The sequence below is a fragment of the Hoeflea sp. TYP-13 genome, assembly GCF_040932035.1.
Classification (GTDB): domain Bacteria; phylum Pseudomonadota; class Alphaproteobacteria; order Rhizobiales; family Rhizobiaceae; genus Hoeflea_A.
The window spans coordinates 1-18514 of sequence record NZ_JBFRBB010000007.1 but is presented as its reverse complement, the minus strand read 5'-3'; the positions used below and the strand labels follow the sequence as shown (position 1 = coordinate 18514).

The 18514-nt window shown below is 59.4% G+C and carries 17 protein-coding genes; 13 read left to right on the top strand and 4 right to left on the bottom strand.

The genetic code is table 11. The features are described from left to right. Positions 1–39: 39 nt before the first annotated feature. Positions 40–1284: an aminotransferase class V-fold PLP-dependent enzyme gene (locus ABVT35_RS26575; protein ID WP_368470653.1), complete on the bottom strand. Its 1245-nt coding sequence runs from the start codon at positions 1282–1284 to the stop codon at positions 40–42. A gap of 296 nt (positions 1285–1580) precedes the next feature. Here ABVT35_RS26575 and ABVT35_RS26570 point away from each other — a divergent pair, with 296 nt between their 5' ends. The 5 genes from ABVT35_RS26570 to ABVT35_RS26550 are packed head-to-tail and all read left to right on the top strand — an operon-like array spanning position 1581 to position 7461. Further along, the gene (locus tag ABVT35_RS26570; protein ID WP_368470652.1) at positions 1581–3677 is read left to right on the top strand and encodes a hydantoinase/oxoprolinase family protein; all 2097 of its coding nucleotides are present in this window, start codon (positions 1581–1583) and stop codon (positions 3675–3677) included. Next, positions 3674–5290: a hydantoinase B/oxoprolinase family protein gene (locus tag ABVT35_RS26565; RefSeq protein WP_368470651.1), complete on the top strand. Its 1617-nt coding sequence runs from the start codon at positions 3674–3676 to the stop codon at positions 5288–5290. The genes ABVT35_RS26570 and ABVT35_RS26565 overlap by 4 nt, the downstream gene beginning before the upstream one ends. Next, entirely contained in the window at positions 5283–5897 is a 615-nt protein-coding gene (locus ABVT35_RS26560) for a helix-turn-helix domain-containing protein (protein ID WP_368470650.1), read from the top strand. Before ABVT35_RS26565 ends, ABVT35_RS26560 begins: the two co-directional genes overlap by 8 nt. Beyond that, the gene (locus ABVT35_RS26555; protein WP_368470649.1) at positions 5894–6343 is read left to right on the top strand and encodes a hypothetical protein; all 450 of its coding nucleotides are present in this window, start codon (positions 5894–5896) and stop codon (positions 6341–6343) included. Before ABVT35_RS26560 ends, ABVT35_RS26555 begins: the two co-directional genes overlap by 4 nt. Next, positions 6340–7461 (top strand): cupin domain-containing protein, encoded by a 1122-nt coding sequence (locus ABVT35_RS26550; protein ID WP_368470648.1) that lies wholly within the window; start codon positions 6340–6342, stop codon positions 7459–7461. The genes ABVT35_RS26555 and ABVT35_RS26550 overlap by 4 nt, the downstream gene beginning before the upstream one ends. On the opposite strand, the gene ABVT35_RS26545 is transcribed toward ABVT35_RS26550, so the two are convergent. Next, positions 7458–8348 carry a LysR family transcriptional regulator gene (locus tag ABVT35_RS26545; RefSeq protein ID WP_368470647.1) on the bottom strand — a complete coding sequence of 297 codons (891 nt, stop codon included), beginning with the start codon at positions 8346–8348 and terminating at the stop codon, positions 7458–7460. The two genes, ABVT35_RS26550 and ABVT35_RS26545, sit on opposite strands and share 4 nt — an antisense overlap. 120 nt (positions 8349–8468) lie before the next feature. On the opposite strand from ABVT35_RS26545, the gene ABVT35_RS26540 reads away from it, so the two are divergent. From ABVT35_RS26540 to ABVT35_RS26505, 8 genes are all read left to right on the top strand, one after another. Next, positions 8469–9233: a class II aldolase and adducin N-terminal domain-containing protein gene (locus tag ABVT35_RS26540; protein WP_368470646.1), complete on the top strand. Its 765-nt coding sequence runs from the start codon at positions 8469–8471 to the stop codon at positions 9231–9233. Between the two features lie 2 nt (positions 9234–9235). Then, complete coding sequence (locus ABVT35_RS26535) at positions 9236–10264, top strand: fatty acid desaturase (protein ID WP_368470645.1); 1029 nt, start codon at positions 9236–9238, stop codon at positions 10262–10264. Further along, entirely contained in the window at positions 10264–11109 is an 846-nt protein-coding gene (locus ABVT35_RS26530; protein WP_368470644.1) for a 3-methyl-2-oxobutanoate hydroxymethyltransferase, read from the top strand. The genes ABVT35_RS26535 and ABVT35_RS26530 overlap by 1 nt, the downstream gene beginning before the upstream one ends. Next, on the top strand, positions 11088–12404 hold the full coding sequence (locus ABVT35_RS26525) for a M24 family metallopeptidase (protein ID WP_368470643.1): 1317 nt from the start codon (positions 11088–11090) through the stop codon (positions 12402–12404). The genes ABVT35_RS26530 and ABVT35_RS26525 overlap by 22 nt, the downstream gene beginning before the upstream one ends. Before the next feature lie 17 nt (positions 12405–12421). Further along, entirely contained in the window at positions 12422–12730 is a 309-nt protein-coding gene (locus ABVT35_RS26520) for a MocE family 2Fe-2S type ferredoxin (protein WP_368470642.1), read from the top strand. Positions 12731–12733: 3 nt separating this feature from the next. Then, complete coding sequence (locus tag ABVT35_RS26515; protein WP_368470641.1) at positions 12734–13966, top strand: NAD(P)/FAD-dependent oxidoreductase; 1233 nt, start codon at positions 12734–12736, stop codon at positions 13964–13966. A gap of 149 nt (positions 13967–14115) precedes the next feature. After that, positions 14116–15285, top strand: a complete 1170-nt coding sequence (locus tag ABVT35_RS26510; protein ID WP_368470640.1) for a M24 family metallopeptidase — start codon at positions 14116–14118, stop codon at positions 15283–15285. A 4-nt stretch (positions 15286–15289) separates the two neighbouring features. Then, positions 15290–16036: an Asp/Glu racemase gene (locus ABVT35_RS26505; RefSeq protein ID WP_368470639.1), complete on the top strand. Its 747-nt coding sequence runs from the start codon at positions 15290–15292 to the stop codon at positions 16034–16036. A gap of 16 nt (positions 16037–16052) precedes the next feature. On the opposite strand, the gene ABVT35_RS26500 is transcribed toward ABVT35_RS26505, so the two are convergent. Beyond that, on the bottom strand, positions 16053–18053 hold the full coding sequence (locus ABVT35_RS26500; protein ID WP_368470638.1) for a CocE/NonD family hydrolase: 2001 nt from the start codon (positions 18051–18053) through the stop codon (positions 16053–16055). A gap of 261 nt (positions 18054–18314) precedes the next feature. Then, positions 18315–18514 (bottom strand): hypothetical protein (locus ABVT35_RS26495; protein ID WP_368470637.1); only part of this gene is annotated, 200 nt, incomplete at its 5' end.

Genomic DNA, 18514 nt, shown 5'->3' with positions numbered 1-18514 from the left:
GCCTGTTATTGATCTTATTTCCTGTGACGGCTCACCGTTCTAAACCGATACATTCTCGTATTTCGGATCTCTCCAGATTTCGGTTTCCAATATGTCATGCAGCCGCCGCACCGCTTCATGGATGTCCTGGTGGGTCAGCGCCGTCGGGCTGATACCGAAACGGATGGAATCGGGTTTGCGAAACGATGCAACGACCTTCTTGTCGATCAAGGCTTCGACGACACGTCCCGCTCCGGGCGCGCGGAAGCTGACATGGCCTCCGCGCCGGTCATAGTTAGCTGGCGAGGTTACTTCCACGCCAAGTTTTCCACACATCGTCTCAAGTGCCCGCACGAAGAATTCGCTCAAGGATCTGTGGCGTGCCCAGATGTCGCCCGGTTCGTATTTTTCATAGATATCCGCAGCGCAGCGGGCAATTGCGTTGGCGCCCACCATGGGCGTTCCCGATATGAAGCGCTTGATTCCGGTGTGCGGCTCGTAATTGCCGGAAAAAGCGTAGATATCGGCATGGCCCATCCAGCCGCACATGGGCGGCCAGGCCCTTTCTGCCAGATCCGGACGCACATAGATGTAGGCCGGACCGCCAGGACCGGTGCTCAGATATTTGTAGCCGCAGCCGACGATGTAGTCCGCATTGCTGCCACGGGCATCGATCGGCACCGCGCCGGCGGAATGCGAGACATCCCAAAGGACGAGCGCGCCTTTTTCGTGCGCAGCCGCATTGATCTTCTCCATGTCCCAGCGGATGCCGGATTTGTAGCCGACATGGCTGAAGGAGCCCAGGACGACGGTGTCGTCCATCGCTGCGATTGCTTCTTCTTCCGTGTCGACATGACGGATTTCGACAGGCCGGTCGCAGAAGCGCTCAAAGCCCTGCAGCACATGAAGGTCAGTCGGGAAGTTTTCAGCCTGGGTAACGATCGTCGCGCGATCCTTGTTGACGGCAAGGGCATGGCCGGTCGCCTTGTAGAGGTTGACTGTCGTGTTATCGCAAACGACCACTTCGCCCGGGCCGGCGCCGATCATGGGTGCGATCCGGTCGCCCAAAATGGCCGGCATGTCGACCCAGTCGCGTTCCGCCCAGCCCCGCCGCCGCAGATTGACCCAATCGTCCATCAGGTCGCTGGCAGCCTTGCGAGCAGTCTTCGGCGCGGGGCCGACAGAATTGGCGTCAAAGAAAATCCAGCCCTTGGGCTGTTCATAATGGGCGCAGATGGAGGAAATCCGGTCGCCGGCATCGAGCGTGCGTGCTTCCTGCGCCAGATCTGCCTTGTCCAACATCATGCCGGTCTCCATCCCTCGCAGGAAAAGTTTCATATTTGAAATATCCTGTCAACACGCTCGCGCAAGGTTTGGCGGGCAATTGTGTCTTTCTACGCAAGGCGCGTTTGGAAAACTGCTTATTTTCAGGGCATTTTTGAGGAATATTTTCAAATTCGAAACAAGCCATCTCCAGGAAAGCCGGTTTGAGCAGCGTCTCCGCATTGCAAAAATATTTCATATATGCAATATCGATGGTTGGGATACGGAACGAAAATCAACATGGCAAAGCAAAGAATGCAGCCAGGGCATGCGCCAAAATGATTGACGGCAGCAAGGTCCGTCTGGCGGTTGACATCGGTGGAACCTTTACCGATGTCGTGCTTGAAATCGGCGCGGATCGGTACAGCACGAAAATTCTGACTGATGCAGGCAAACCCGAGCAGGGGCTGATGCGCGGCGTCGATGGCCTGCTTACCGAAACCGGTGTGGAGCCGGGTGCGATTGACCTCTTTGTTCACGGTACAACACTTGCCACCAACGCGCTGATCGAACGCAAAGGCGCAAAAACCGCCTTCATCACCACTGCCGGTTTCGAGGACATTCTCGAGCTCGGATATGAAAAGCGCTTCGACCACTACGACCTCATGATCGACATGCCGCCCGCCATCGTGCCTCAGGAATTGCGGTTCGGCGTTAAGGAGCGGCTGGCATCCGACGGTTCCGTGCTGCAGGACCTGGACGAGGCATCGATTGTCGGGATCGCAGACAAGATCAAAACGTTGAACGTCGAGGCCGTCGCCATCGGGTTTCTGCACGGTTATGCCCATTCCGAGCATGAGCGTCGGGTGGCCGACATCCTGCGCGAACATATCGATGAGAAGGTAACGATCTGTCTTTCCCACGAGGTATGCCCGCAGGTGCGTGAATATGAGCGTTTTTCGACGACCTGCGCCAATGCCTGCGTGCGGCCGCTGATCTCAGGGTATCTTACAAGATTGAACGATGCCCTGACCGATCGGGGCATTGACGCGCCGCTTTTTCTGATGATGTCGGGTGGCGGCTTGACGACGCTTGAAAGTGCCGCCCGCTTTCCAATCCGGCTGGTTGAATCCGGACCCGCCGGAGGTGCGATCCTCGCGGGTCACATTGCCCAATCGGGCGGCTATGACGAGGTGGTGTCCTTCGACATGGGTGGCACCACGGCCAAGATTTGTCTGATCGGCGGCGGCGAGCCGGAGCGGGCACGCCGTTTCGAAATCGCCAGGGCCTATCGCGACATCAAGGGCTCCGGCTGGCCGGTGCGAATTCCGGTGATTGAAATGGTGGAGATCGGCGCGGGCGGCGGCTCCATCGCAAGGGTCGATTCCCTGAACCGTATTACCGTCGGCCCGGACAGTTCCGGCTCGGAGCCGGGGCCGGTCTGTTACGGACGGGGCGGCAGGCAGGCAACGGTGACGGATGCGAACCTCGTCATCGGACGGATCGATCCGGCCTATTTTGCCGGCGGCAAGATCGTACTCGACACGCCGGCGGCCGAAACCGCGCTGAACGATCAGATCGGCAAACCGCTCGGACTTGACAGTCACTGGCCTGCGGTGGGCGTCAACGAGATCGTCGAGGAGAATATGGCGAACGCCGCCCGCGTTCACGCCATTGAACGCGGCAAGGACATATCCCGCTGCACCATGATCGCCTTCGGGGGCGGTGCGCCGCTGCATCTTTGCCGTCTGGCAGAAAAGCTCGGCATATCCAAGATGGTCGTGCCGAGCGGTGCGGGTGTGGGCTCGGCCATCGGGTTTTTACGCGCGCCGATCTCCTACGAGGTCACCCGCAGCAGCACCATGGTGCTCGACCGGTTTGAAGCCGAAGAGGCCAATCGGATCATCCGGCAGATGGAAGAGGAGGCGATGGAAATTGTCGAACCCGCATCCATGGGCAGCGCGGTGTCGATCAGACGCATTGTCGATATCCGCTATGCCGGACAGGGGCATGAAATCCAGGTCATGCTGCCCGATGGTGTGCTTGCGGACGACCATGGCCCGCAAATCCACCAAACGTTCGAGGAGCTGTACAAATCCGTCTACGGCCTGACCCTCGAGGATGTTCCTTCCGAAATCGTCACCTGGTCGGTCACCGCCGAATGCAATCTGGACAGCGCCAACAACCCGCCGACCATTCAGATGCCTGAAGGCGATGCAAACCCCAAAGGCACTCGCACCTTGTTTGACGGCCCCACGGGAAAATTGCTCGAAACGCCGGTTTACTGGCGGTTCGATCTTGGCCGGGGGCAGAATATTGCCGGGCCGGCCATTATTGCCGAGCACGAAACTTCGACAATCGTCACATCAACCTTTGGAGCAGCGGTTGGCCCGGATGGCTCGATTGTTCTTGAGCGCAAGGAGGCCGGCACATGAGCAATGCAGCCCTTGAAGGCATCCAGACGCAGGTCATGTGGAACCGGTTGATTGCCGTTGTCGAGGAACAGGCACAATCGCTGCTGCGAACAGCGTTCGGCTCGGTGGCGCGCGAGGCTGGCGACCTCTCCGCCGGGGTCTACGATCTCTCCGGCGCAATGCTGGCGCAGGCTGTGACCGGCACGCCCGGTCACGTAAATACGATGGCCAACGCCGTCGCGCACTTTCTGGAGCGTTTCCCGGTCCAATCCCTTTCGCCTGGCGATGTGCTGATTACAAACGATCCCTGGATGGGCACCGGGCACCTTTTCGATTTTGTCGTTGTTACCCCCGCCTTTTTGGGAGAGCGGCCAGTCGGTCTTTTTGCATCGACCTGCCATGTCATCGACGTCGGGGGGCTCGGCTTTTCCGCCGATGCCAATTCCGTCTTCGAAGAGGGCACGCTGATCCCGCATATGTATTTGCGCAAGGGCGGTGCACTCAACGAGGATCTTCTGTCGATCATTGCCGCCAATACCCGCAATCCGGTGGAGGTGCGCGGCGATCTCATGTCACTGGTGAGTGCCAACGACACCGGCGTCAACCGGCTCATCGACATGATGACAGAGTTCGGCCTGCAATCGCTTCAGCCGCTTGCCGACCACATATTGGAGACGTCCCGAAATGCGACCCGACAGGCGATCCGGGGACTGCCGGATGGCGTGTTTGCATACGACCTGCCGCTTGACGGCTATGAAGCGCCAATCATCATCAGGACCCGGCTGGTGATCGAGGGCGATAACATCACAATCGATTTTTCCGGCAGTTCACCTGCCTCCAATTACGGCATCAATTCGCCGCGCACCTACAGCCAGGCCTATGTTGTGTTCGGGTTAAAGGCGGTGGTGGCGCCGCATGTGCCGAACAATGCCGGATCACTTGACTGTTTCGGCCTCGTCAGCGAACCGGGAACCTGTGTCGATCCGCTGCCTCCGAGCCCTGTGACCGCACGGCACGTCATCGGGCAAATGCTGCCCGATGCCGTATTCGGCTGTCTGGCGCAGGCGTTGCCGGACCGTGTCCAGGCAGAAAGCGCCGGCAGTATCTGGGTGCTGGCGATGGCTTCGGCCCACGGACGGGCGCCGCATGAGCACGTCGGCGACACGACACGCTTCAATGTCATGAACGTCGCCATTGGTGGTATCGGAGCGCGACCCGGCAAGGACGGCCTGTCGGCAATGGCCTTCCCGAGCGGCGTTGGCTCGATCCCGGTCGAGATAACCGAAAACCAGTGCCCCTTATGGTTCAAGCGAAAGAAAATACTGCGTGAATCGGGTGGGCGCGGAAAGTGGCGCGGCGGGCATGGGCAGGTGATCGAGATCGCCAATCGCGAGCCGGCACCCTTTACCGTATCGGGCGCGACCTTCGACCGTATGAACCATCCCGCGCGGGGGCGTGCGGGCGGCGAAGCCGGAGATCCGGGCCGCGCCATGCTCGGTTCGGGCGGCAATTTGGAAGGCAAAGGCGTGCATCTTATTCCCGAAGGCGACAGTCTGGTCGTAGAGTTGCCCGGCGGCGGCGGATTTGGTTCAACCGACGCAGATGATCAGGCAAGGAGAGTTGTTGATGACTAAACGGCAGGAAAAGAGGCCGGTCTTTCAGGATCTGCATATCGGATCCAAGCTCAAGGCTTTCCGGCGTGCCAAGTCGCTGTCCCTCAGTGAACTGGCCAAGCTCACCAATATTTCCGAAGCGACGCTGTCGAGGGTGGAAAATGAGCAGACCCCGGTGAGTGCGCATAATCTCTATATCCTCAGCCAGGTGCTTGGCGTCGACATCACCGCCTTTTTGGGGGAATCGGCGAACCCTATCCGCAACGGCGTACGCTCGATCAGCCGCAAATCAGATCAGTCGCCGGTCGAGACCGCCCGTTATCTGACCGATGTCCTGTGCACGGATCTTGCAAACAAGAAGATGCACCCGGCGGTTAATACCGTCGAAAAAAGATCCGTGGCAGAGGTCGGCGGTTTGGCCAGCCACCCTGGCGAGGAGTTCCTCTACGTCGTTTCCGGCAAGCTGGTTCTGCACACGGATTTTTATGCGCCGCTTCTTTTGGAAGAGGGCGACAGCATCTACTTCGACGGCACCATGGCGCATGCCTATATCAGCGGCAGTGACGAGCCGGCGCGGATCCTTGTGATCACAACGGTCGATTCGGCCGCTTCGAAGGACGTGCGATGAGTTTTGCGCCGAGCCATGTCGTTTCCGTTGAGATCGAGCGTCCCGCTTCCGACGTGTTTGCATTCGTGTCGACACCGCAGAACCTCGATCAATGGACGTTCGGAACCTGGCAGATCGAGATAGACGAGGACGGGCTTGTACATGGGACGAGCCTTTTTGACGCAAGTTCGGTCTATGTGCGGGTCGATCCCGATCCGGACCGCCTGATCGTCGACTACCACATTGCAAACGCGAAAGACGGTCCGCTTATCCCGCGCATCATGGCGCGCGTAACACCGGGCGAATTTCTGGACAGACCCACCAATCGCAGTGTCCTGTCACTGCTCACCTGGCGCATGGCCGGTTCAGACGATTTTTCCTGGTACAAACTGACCACCATTCACGAAACGGAAATCCTGCTCGTGAAATCGATCATCGAACAGCAAGGAAGTGGGGGAGCGAAATGAGCGCAGATCTTAGCACCCGGCCTGAAACTATCAGCGCGGCGGAAATCAGACTGCCGACCGGCAATTTCGGCAAGGATCTGCCGTTCTTTCTCAAGTCGCTTGGCTTTCGGCTGGACAAGATCTTTCCCGCGGACGATCCCGCTGTTGCTGTAATTTCCGGCCACGGTCTGTGCATCCGGCTGGAACGCGACGCCGAAGCGCCGGCCGGAAACCTTCGGCTTTTATGCGAGGAACCGGGGCAGTTCGCCGGCGGTGAAACCGAAATCATCAGCCCCGGCGGCACGAAGATTGAAATCGTCGATGCCAATCCGCCGCTGGTGCAGCCTGAAACCCAGCACTCTTTTCTGGTGCGGCGGCTCAAGGACAGCGACAGCTGGATCATCGGCCGCGCGGGCATGCGCTACCGTGACCTTATTCCTGATCGACTTGGCGGCTCCATTATCGCCTCGCATATCCGCATTCCCGATGGCGGTCCGGTGCCGGATATGGTGCATTATCACACGGTCGGATTTCAGCTCATCTTCTGCTACCGCGGATGGGTCGAAGTGGTCTATGAGGATCAGGGACCGCCGATCCGCCTGACGGCAGGCGACTGCGTCATCCAACCGCCGGAAATCCGGCATCGGGTGCTGGTTGCTTCCGACAATGTCGAGGTCATCGAGATCGGCGTGCCGGCCGAGCATGTGACGACCATCGACCACAACATGGAACTGCCGAACGGCAGTGTCGATCCGGACCGAGAATTCCAGGGCACCCGTTTCGTTTTCGACAAGGTGGCCGAAGCGGTGTGGAAACCCTGGCGCATCCCAGGCTTCGAGGCGCGCGACACCGGTATCGGCGAAGCGACGCGGGGCATTGCCGGCGTGCAGGTCGCCCGACCGGTCAAGGGCGAAACAGCGCCGCGCACCAGCCACGATACAGATATATTGTTCACCTTCGTCAAGGAGGGTTCGCTGACGCTCAATGTCGATGGCGAAGAGCCTTACGATATCGTCGCCGGTGACGCCTTTGTGCTGCCGCCGTACCTGAAGGCGGCATATCGCAATTGTTCGGACGACTGCGAATTGCTGGAAATCACCCTGCCGTCGAATTTCGAAACGGAGATTGCTCCCGACTAGGCGTCAGCTTTTGTTGATAAATCGAACTGCCGGCCAACCCAGTCCGTGAATGCGCGCACGGCTGGAGTCTCCTCGTGGCTCGGCGATGACAGCAGGAAATAGGCTTCCGGCATCTCGATACGGTGGTCATAGGGTGTCACCAGCGCGCCTGAAGACAACAGACCAGTTGCCAGCGTATCGTGCGACATGGCAAGGCCTGCGCCGTGCTGCACTGCCGTCATTGCCACGACATAGGTCGATGCGAGATTGACCTGCCGGTCCTTCTGCAATGCGTGGCCCTGGCTTGCCAGCCAGGTCTCCCAATTGGTCAGCACGCCGGCACAGTCAAAAAGCCGGGCGGTCTGCCAGTCCGCCATTTCGGCGGACAATGCCGGCGCGCACACCGGATAGGCCGTTTCCCGTGAAAGACGCCGTGCCGTTTTAGGCATGGTCGCGGGACGGCCGAAGCGTATCTCCACCTCTGCGGTGCCTTCGGTTGCCTCCGGATCCCATATCGGCGTCGTGATGTTCAGGGTGAGCCAGGGATGGGCGTCCATCAGGCCGCTGAGCCGAGGTGCCAGCCAGAAAATTGAAAAGGCAAGATTGCATTTGACCATCAGGCGCTGCCCACGGTTGCCGCCGGTAAAGGTGCGTGTGCCGACGGCAAGTACGTCGAAGGCTTCCTGAACGATTGGAAGATAGTTCGATCCCGCCTCGGTGAGGTGAAGGGCACGGGTGCGGCGAATAAACAGCTCCCGGCCGAGAAAGCCCTCCAGGCTGCGCACGTGCTGTGACACGGCCGACTGGGTCAGGTTCAATTCGGCGGCAGCCTGCGTGAACGACAGATGTCTGGCCGCGGTTTCAAACGCGCGGAGCCAGGTAAGAGGCGGCAGACCTGCTCCGGCCATGAAATCCCCATGCGAAATTGATGCATTAGTTTTTCTAATACCATAGCCGTGAATCTATCGTTGGTAAAGCCAAGCCAACTCAGGCACAAATTTGAACGGGATACTTTATGGGAGGCCGAAATGGCAGCGCAGCCGGAATTAATCGGACGCTCGAACATTGGGCATTGGGAGGAGCGGGTGGACATGGCCGCTGCATTCCGATGGACCGCACGGCTCAATATGCACGAGGCCGTCGCCAATCATTTTTCACTTGCCGTCAATGAGGATGGCACCAGGTTCCTGATGAACCCCAACCAGATGCATTTTTCACGCATCCGGGCCTCCGACCTCCTCGAGCTCGATGCCAATGATCCCGATACATTGTCACGCCCCGGCGCGCCGGATCCGACAGCCTGGGGACTGCATGGCTCGGTGCATAGGCGGTGCCCGCACGCGCGATGCGTCATGCATGTGCATTCAATTTTCGCAACGGTTCTTGCCTGCCTTGCCGACAGTACGCTGCCGCCGATCGATCAGAATACGGCGACATTCTACAAGCGCATGGTTGTCGACGAACAGTTCGGCGGGCTGGCCTTCGAGGAAGAGGGCGAGCGCTGCGCGACGCTTCTTGCCGATCCTAAGGTCAAGGTCATGGTTATGGGCAATCACGGCGTCATGGTGATCGGAGACACCGTCGCCGACACGTTCAACCGGCTTTACTATTTCGAGCGTGCTGCCGAAACCTATATTCGCGCACTGCAGACCGGCAGGCCGCTTCGGGTTCTGTCCGACGAGATCGCGTCGAAAACGGCGGATGAACTAGAGAATTATCCCGATCAGGCTGACAGCCATTTCAACGAGCTGAAAGCCATCCTCGACGACGAAAACGACCGCTACGCGAGCTGATCATGCCCGACTACGTTCCGACCAATGCTGCGTCGAGCGGTGTCAAGCTCGACAAGAAGACCCTGAAGGCCATTGCACGCCGCTCCGACCGGCCCGGGCTCATCTATCTGGCGCAATGGGTCTTGGGACTGATCTTGACCGGCGCGCTGGTGTGGGCGGCGCTGGGCACGCTCTGGATCTGGCCGGCGATGTTCGTTCACGGGGTCCTTTTGACGGTGCCCGCCTATTCCTTCAGCCACGAGACTGCCCATGGCACCGCGTTCAAGGCCCGATGGCTGAACGAGGCGGTGCTGTGGATCACCTCGCTCATCTATATCGAAGAGCCGCTGCACCGGCGCTACACGCACACCAATCATCACACGTTTACCTGGCATGTCGGCAAGGACAGCCAGATGCCGTTCGATACGCCCATGGCCCTTGGCGGCTGGCTGGCAGAGATCACCGGATTTGCTTTGTTGCGCTTCCACACAACCGCTTTGCTGCAGCTTGCGCTTGGTCGTTACACCGACACGATCAAAATGGTAACGCCGGACGGGGAATATTCAAAAATGACCCGCAACGCCCGCATATTCCTTGTGATCTATGCCGCAATTGCCGGGCTTGTCATCGCCGGGTTCAGCTGGCCGCTCTGGTTCCTGGTTCTGCCACGCCTGCTCGGCGCCCCGGTCATGCTGCTCTTTACCCTGATCCAGCATGTGGAGCTGCAGGAAAATTCGCCTTCGATCCTTGAAAGCACGCGTTCGTTCAAAACGAGCTGGCTCGGGCGGTTTCTTTATATGAACATGAACAATCATGTGGAGCACCACCTTTACCCGCAGGTGCCGTTCTATGCGCTGCCAGCTCTGCAAAGGGCTGTCGCAGAACAGGTGCCGGAACCTGATCCGGGTTTCTTCCGGACCAATTGGGAAGTGCTGACTGTTGCTGCCCGCCGCTCGCTCGGCCTATCGACCAGGGCACCCACGATCCGTCAGGCCCCGCATATGATCTCGGACGGCGGTTCGTTCGAACGGGTTGCGCGTAGGACCATGTGATGAGCCTGAAAAACATCTACACCTATGGCGGCCGTCCGGCGCAACGCAACCTGACCGTCGCATGTCTGCAGGCCAACAAAGCGGCGGGCATCAAGATGACGCAGGTTTCAGCGCAAACGCGCGAAGAGGCGGAGGCCTGCGAGAGGCTGGGCATCGATCTGATCACCATCGCCGATTGCGATATTGATGAAATTCGAGCGGGCGCACCCAACACCTTCGTCACCGGTTCGCAGACCATGGTGCAATATGTCAGCGAAGACGAAGCCCTGGCCGCCGCCATCGCCTGCGCCGAAAAAGGTGCCGACGCGATCTACACGCCGCGCGGCCTGAAGACAGTCGAACGTCTTTCTCATGAAGGGTTGTGCGTTCAGGGACATCTGGGTCTCGTGCCGCGGCTTTCGACCCGGGTTGGCGGTTTGCGCATTATCGGCAAGACCGCTGATGAGGCCCTTCGGCTATGGGAGGATTTCCGCCGGCTTGAAGACGCGGGTGCCGTCGCGGTGGAGGTCGAGTGCGTTGCCGCCGAAGCGCTCACCGAGATCGGCAAGCGCACATCCATCGTTACGCATTCGATTGGCGCAGGCAGCGGCGGTGACATCATCTTCAGCTTCATGGAGGACATATGCGGCGATGTCGAAAATCCGCCCCGTCACGCCAAAGCTTGGGCCGACATGTTGAGCATCCGCAAAACGCTGGCGGCTGAGCGGGAAAAGGGCCTTGCCGGGTTTCGCGACGAGGTAAAAGCCGGAACGTTCCCGCATGAGCCTCACCAGGTGCCGATGGCTCCGGGTGAACACGAGAAATTCCAGGAAGCCCTGGATAAATGGCAGCCGGTGCACCGATGAACGACGCAACCGATTATTCCAGATCTTTTGCCGCCAAGCCGCAACCGCTGACGCTCGAGCAGGCGGCCTATATCACACCACCGATGCAGGCGGTTGATACCGAAAGCATGATCGACGTGCCCCGCATGCGCGCCTACCGCCAGAACCGGCTTCGCCAGCAAATCAAGAAGCACGGGCTGGACGCAATCATTCTCGCCGAGCCGCTTTCGATCCGCTATGCAACGGGCGTGCGCAATTGCACGCTGTTCCAGATGCACATACAGGCCGGTTACCTGTTCATGCCGGCTGAAGGTCCGGTGGTCTATTTCGACAGCGAACCGGGACGCGAAACCGGCAGCCAGCTGGAAACGATCGATGAGATTCGCGACGATCTCCTGCCGCTCTCCCACATGTTCGCCGGTTACCGGCAGGAGGAATGGGCACAAAACTGGGCTCGCCAGATGGCTGAACTCATCCGCCAGCATTGCGGCGGCGGAACCAGGATCGGTGTCGAGCGTACCGGGTTCCATGCCGAGCAGGCGCTGATCGAAGAGGGGTTTTCCGTCGTTGACGTCGCTCCGGTTCTCGCCCAGGCCCGCAAGATAAAAAGCCCGGAAGAAATCCTCGCCATGAATCTCACCATTGCGGTGGCCGAAGACGGCATGACACGCATGCGCGATCACTTGCGCAACGGTGTGATGGAGCAGGAATTGTGGGCACATATGTGGACGGCGCTGATCGAAGGCGGCGGCGAGTGGCTGGACTATCGCCTCATGGCGTCCGGCGAGCGCACCAATCCCTGGCAGCAGGAAGCGTCGAGCCGGATGATCCGTGCTGGTGATATGGTGGTGTTTGATTGCGGCATGGTCGGCCCGTTCAGCTACGGCGCCGATATCAGCCGGGCCTTTCGCTGCGGTCCGGGGCAGCCGAGCGACTATCAAAAGAAGCTCTATACGCTTGCCTGGAACGAGGTGATGCACAATACACAGCTTATGCAGCCAGGAGCAGGTTTTCGCGACATTATCGCATCGCGTTACATCCAGGAGCCCGGCTTCGGGGATCAGCTCTATCCGTGCATGGCGCATGGTCTCGGCATGGCGGACGAATGGCCGGTGATTCTTCATAGCACAGAAGACCGGTTTCACTACGACGGCGAGCTTGAGGCCGGAATGGTGATCTGCGTTGAAAGCTATGTCGGCGAAATCGGTGGTATCGAGGGCGTCAAGCTCGAGGACCAGTGCCTGATTACCGAAAACGGACCCATCACCCTATCGCGTTATCCGTTTGAGGAAGAGCTCCTCTCACGCGAATTCTGATTGAAGCGAGGCTTGCCATGAGCAACTGGATTCACGTCTGTGCCACGGACGAGATCGACGAGGAAGATCTTATCCGCTGGGATCATGAGGGCAGAACATTTGCGATCTACAACACCGATGACGGCTTTTTCGCCACCGACGGCTATTGCACCCACGAGCAGCAGCATCTGGAGGAGGGGCTGGTGATCGGCAAGGTAATCGAGTGCCCTTTGCACCAGGGCCGTTTCGAGATCGCCACCGGCAGGGCGCTCAATCCACCGGCCTGTATCGACCTCAAGACCTTTCCGGTCAAGGTTGAGGCGGGCGATATCTATATCGCGCTTTGACAGATGAGCGGCCTTGTCATCATCGGCGCAGGTCAGGCCGGCGGGCGAGCCGCGCTCAGTCTGCGCAAATTCGGTTTCACCGGTTCGGTAACACTGATCGGTTCGGAGCCGCATCCGCCCTACGAACGGCCACCCCTGTCGAAATCCGTGCTCACCGCCGGCGCCAATCCCAGCGGTGCGGTTCTGGCGACACGCGAGGCGTTTTTCGAGTCCAGCATTGATCTGCGTACGAAGGTCGAAGCGACATCCATCGACCGGGCAAGGCGTTCGGTGATCCTTTCGAGTGGCGGGCGGATTGCCTACGAAACCCTTATTCTGGCCACCGGCGCGCGCCCACGCGATGCTCAGCTGCCCGGCGCAAACCATCGGGGTGTGGTCACGCTTCGCAGCGCCGCAGATGCGCTTGCTCTGCGCAGGCGCCTTTTGCCCGGTTGCCGCCTGGTGGTTGTCGGCGGCGGCTTCATAGGCCTGGAGGTCGCCGCCAGCGTCAGGGCACTCGGATGCTCCGTCACGGTTGTGGAGGCGGCTGAAAGGCTGCTGCAACGCTCGGTGCCGACGATTGTTGCCGAAGCGGTCCGCGCCAGACACCGGGCCGAGGGGGTTGAGATACTGACCGGCGTTTCCACTCATGCGATCGAGACGACCGCGACTGCCCTTTCGGTGCGCCTCGACAATGGCGAAACCCTGCCCGCCGACACGGTGTTGATTGCAGCGGGTGCTGTGCCTGAAACGCGTCTTGCGAAGGCGGCCGGCCTTGACGTCGACGATGGTATTCTGGCCGACGGCGCGTTCCGGACCTCGGATCCGAATATCAGGGCGATCGGTGATTGCGCGCGGGCAATTGTTCCGCGCTATGGGGCCGCTCTTCGGTTCGAATCCTATCAGAACGCCGATCAGCAGGCGGAAGCCTGCGCCCGGGTGCTCACAGGAGCGGAGGTGGCCCATGATCCGGTCCCCTGGCTCTGGTCGGATCAGTATGACTGGACATTGCATACCACCGGCCTCTTTGGTGTCGAAGACGTGCTTGTCGAACGACCGGTGGATGAAGCGGGCGCAATTCTCATCCTTGGTCTGCGCAACGGCCGGCTGACCGCTGCAGCGGGTTTCGGTCCCCTGGCAAAGATCTCTCAGCCGGTGCGCCTTATCCAGATGATGATCGAACAGGACAAGGTGGCGGACCGAGAGCAGCTTGCTGATCCTGCAATACCGTTGAAGCGGTTGTTGAAAGCAGCCTGAAGCGCCGGTTTGGTTCGCCTGCCAGCCGATCTGAGGATAGCCCAATGGGGTGGTTTTTCTCAGTGGTGCTGCGCGATGACCGCTGTTAGGTTGCCGATGGTTTTGATACGGAAGAAACACCACAAGTTTTGATCAAGTACAGGAGCCGGATGGTTATGAATGGTGTGGCGCGAGGTTTTGAGGCGGACGAATTTCAACAACGCCTGTCACGCGCGCAGCATTTGATGGCTGGCGCCGATCTTGATGCGCTGCTTTTGACGACGGAGCCTGAAGTTCGCTATTTCACCGGCTTTCTGACCCGCTTTTGGGAAAGTCCGACCCGGCCGTGGTTCCTGCTGGTGCCGGCAAGTGGCAAGCCCGTTGCTGTAATTCCGACGGTGGGTGCGGAGCTGATGGGCAAAACCTGGATCGAAGACATTCGGACTTGGCGTTCGCCCGACCTTGCCGATGACGGCGTTGCGCTTCTTGCCGATGCGATCCGAAATCTTGTCGGTTCGCAGGGACGCATCGGGTTGCCGACCGGACATGAGACACTGCTGCGCATGCCGCTCAAGGATTTCCAGGCACTTTCAAACAAGCTCGCGCCGCTGGAACTTGTCGGTGACGACGACATCCTGCGCAAACTTCGCATGGTCAAATCGCCCGCGGAGATCGACAAAATTGAGATGGCCTGCGCGATCGGCGGCCGTGCCTTTGAAAGGGTTGCCGAGTTTGCCAATGAAGGCGTGGGTCTCGACGAAGTGTTTCGCCGTTTCCAGATGGTCTGTCTGGAGGAAGGCGCCGACTGGGTACCCTATCTGGCAGCCGGCGCCGGGCAAAACGGCTATTCCGACGTCATTTCTCCCGCGACGGCCGCGCCGCTGCAGGCGGGCGACGTGCTGATGCTCGATACCGGTCTGGTCTGGGACGGTTATTTCTGTGATTTCGACCGCAATTTTGCAATCGGTAAAGCAGACAGCATCGCGGGCGAGGCTCATGAAAAGCTTGTTGAAGCAACACAGGCCGGTTTCGAGGCCGCCAGACCCGGGGCAAGTGCGGCTGACCTGTTCCATGCGATGGACCGGATCGTGACCGGTGGCAAGGGAACGTCTGACGTTGGCCGGCTTGGCCATGGTCTCGGCATGCAGCTGACGGAGTGGCCGTCGCTGATACCGGATGACCACACCGTTTTGGAACTGGGCATGGTGCTGACGCTGGAACCAAGCATTGAGACAGGACGCGGCCGGATGATGGTGCATGAGGAAAATATCGCCATAACCCGGGATGGTGCACGGTGGCTGACAGCCAATTCACCGTCAGCGCTGCCCGTGATCGGATAATTTCATGACAGATTTTGAATATGAAACCAGCGGACCCATCGGCAGCAGGGCGACCTTCGGGCTCATCGTCCTGCAGACGGATGAGACGATCGAGCACGACTTCCGCCGGATGCTGCCGGTCGACAATGTGGCACTTTATGTAAGCCGCGTTCCGAGCGGCCTGGATGTCTCGCGCGAAAGCCTCAGCACGATGGAAAAGACCATCCCGGATGCGGTGCGGCTCTTTCCGCCATGGCTGGAATTCAACAGCGTTGGATATGGCTGCACGTCAGGCACCTCTGTGGTCGGCCCGGACAGGGTTGCGGAGCTTGTGCACGGCGAAGCCCGCACGCGGGCCGTGAGCGAACCTTTATCCGCGCTGGTGGCGGCCTGCCGCTATCTCGGCGTGTCGCGACTTGCATTCCTGTCTCCTTACGTCGAAGAGGTTTCGGGGACGCTGCGCGGGGTGTTGCGCGAACGCGGCATAGGGACGCCGGTGTTCGGATCCTTCAATGAGGCTGTTGAGGAAAAGGTCGCGCGTCTTGCCGGGCAATCCATTATCGACGCGGCAATGCAAATCGGCACGTCGGACGAGGTGGACGCGGTCTTTCTGTCCTGCACAAACCTGCGCACGCTCGATGTCGTCGCGCCGCTCGAGGCCAAATTGAACAAGCCCGTTCTGTCCAGCAACCTGGTGCTGGCATGGCATATGATGCGCATGGCCGGTGAATTGCCGCCGGCAAATCCGGTCGGCAGGCTGATGCAACGCTAACGCAAAGCCGGATGGGTCAGACCAGATTGCGCACGACCGTGTCGTCATAGGTGCGTTCGAAGATCAGCTTATCGTTTTCCCAGGCGCGTAGTGTGGCCTTAGAATAGAAATGCTGCGGGTCACTGTGCATCGTGGCCGTTACATGTGTCCGCCAGGTCTCGCCTTCGCGCCCGCCCCTTTTTTCCCATTCGATTTCCGCTTGTGCGGAACCGGGATCATCGGGCTGCACCGACCAGCACTCTCGTGTCCAACTGTTGGAAATCAGGCCGTGTTCCCTGTCTTCATATTCGCCGAAATCGCAATCGATGATGACTGAAGTCTCACCGGTTTCGCTGTTCGTGCGCACGGAGCGCAAGTAGGCCGGCGCCCTGAGTTCATTCGCCTTCCAGGGTTCGGCGCCGACAGGCGGTTCGAATTGCCATTCGTCGCCGGTGGCCGGCGGCCGGACCGGCAATTCAAGACTGCCACCTTTCAGCGTCAGTGTTGTTTTTTGCGGGGACGGCCAGATCAGCGGCCAATAGGCCGTTGAAACGGCGACACGCAGGCGGTGACCCGCCGGGATCCGGTAGGCAATCTGATCGAGTGTCACGCGGGCGGTGAAGATCTCTCCCGGGACCAACGGTTCAGGTGTTTCGTGCGAGCTGCGATGGGTGAGGTTCAGAACGCCATAGGTGATCAGTGCCGATGTTCCATCCGGTCTCAAATCGCACAGTCGCACGGCAATCAGGCCATTCTGCGCATCCGCGCTGGCAGTCAGATCGACAACAGGCGCCCCGACAATATCGAAGGCCTCAGTCAGGACAGAGCCGTCAAAACAGGCTGAGTCCAGATCATCGGAGGATTGTTCGTCCGGCAACTCGTCGGCAAAGGCGAACGGAAAATATTCACCGGACTGGGCGCCGCAATCCTGCGGCGAGCATATCTGTGTATCAATGTCGTCAGGGGCCGGTTCGAGCATGCCGTCGCCGAGATACAGGCGTGTGATATCGACGTTTTGTGACGGCCAGCTGTCTTCAGCGATCCAGCGGCCCGGCCGCTCATCGACCCAGCGCTTCGGTGGGATCGAATCCATCAGCCAGGCGCGATAGGCCGGATCGGATTCGACGCCGGTTTCCTCACCCTTCAGCCAGCGGTCCCACCAGCGCTTTGCCTCCTGCAGGAAGCCGATGGCAGGTTTCGGGCCGGCATAGTGCGGATATTTATGGATCCATGGGCCGACAATGCCCTTTACCGGCGCTGATATGTTTTCAACGAGATGGGCAACGGTGTTGCGGTAGCCGTCATGCCAGCCGCCTATTGAAAGCACTGCCGCTTCGATTGCCGGATAGTCTTCGCAGACTGAGCCGTGTTTCCAGTAATCGTCGCGATGCTGGTGGCGCATCCATGTGGACCAGTGATAGGGCTGGTGCTCCAGCCGGTTGAGCCACATGTCCCGCCACTTGTCGCCAACCAGCGCCCTGTCCGGCGGGCGCGATGAATAGGACAGCATATTGGCGGCCCAGCCGAAGTTTTCGTTGAGCAGGCAGCCGCCCTTGTAATGAATGTCGTCGGCGAAGCGGTCGACGGTCGAGCAGATGGTGATGATGGCCTTGAGTGCGGGCGGACGGAGCGCGGCAACCTGCAATGCATTAAAGCCGCCCCAGGATATGCCCATCATGCCGATATTGCCGCTGCACCAGGGTTGTTCGGCCGCCCAGGTGATCACGTCGCAGGCGTCCTGCAGTTCCTGGGGCGTGTATTCATCGTCCATCAGTCCCTCGGAATCACCGTTGCCGCGCATGTCGACGCGGATGCAGGCATAGCCGTGGCCGGCGAACCATGGGTGGGTGTACTGATCGCGCACGATGGTTCCGTCGCGCTTGCGGTAGGGCAGGTGTTCGATAATGGCGGGAACGGGGCTGTCGACCGCGTCCTCCGGCATCCAGACGCGGGCTGAAAGACGGCATCCGTCGGGCATGACAATGCCCATATCGGCATATTCAATGATTTTTCTGGGAAACTCAGTTTCGATCTTCATGAAAGATTGCCTCGCACCGCACGCATGTCAGAACCGCGATGATGCACCAGCATCGACCGGCAAGTCGACTGGAAATTGCGTGTGGTCAGCAGTCTTTGCCGGCGGATATGCGTACTTGAGAGGGCGTTGTGAACCTCGCGAATGCACCGGATAGATCTTGCGTCGCCAATCCGCGGGTGAGCGATCCGCAGTTGCTGTCCAAAAATTAATAAATGTGATTTTGAAATTGCGACGGATCGCGCCTATATTAGTAAGGCACTGTCAAGATATGTGTGGCTCTTTCAACCGGAAAACGCCGGTTTTTTTTGGGCGGAAATTTAGCTCAAAAAAATTGGATTTTTTGCGAAATAGCTGTTGACTTATTTTGTTTGAGTTGCGTATAACCCGCTCACCAACGAGGGCGGTTCGCCGCTGGCGGCGGGATCGTTTGCTCTTGTTGTTTCTCAATTGGGCCGCTGATT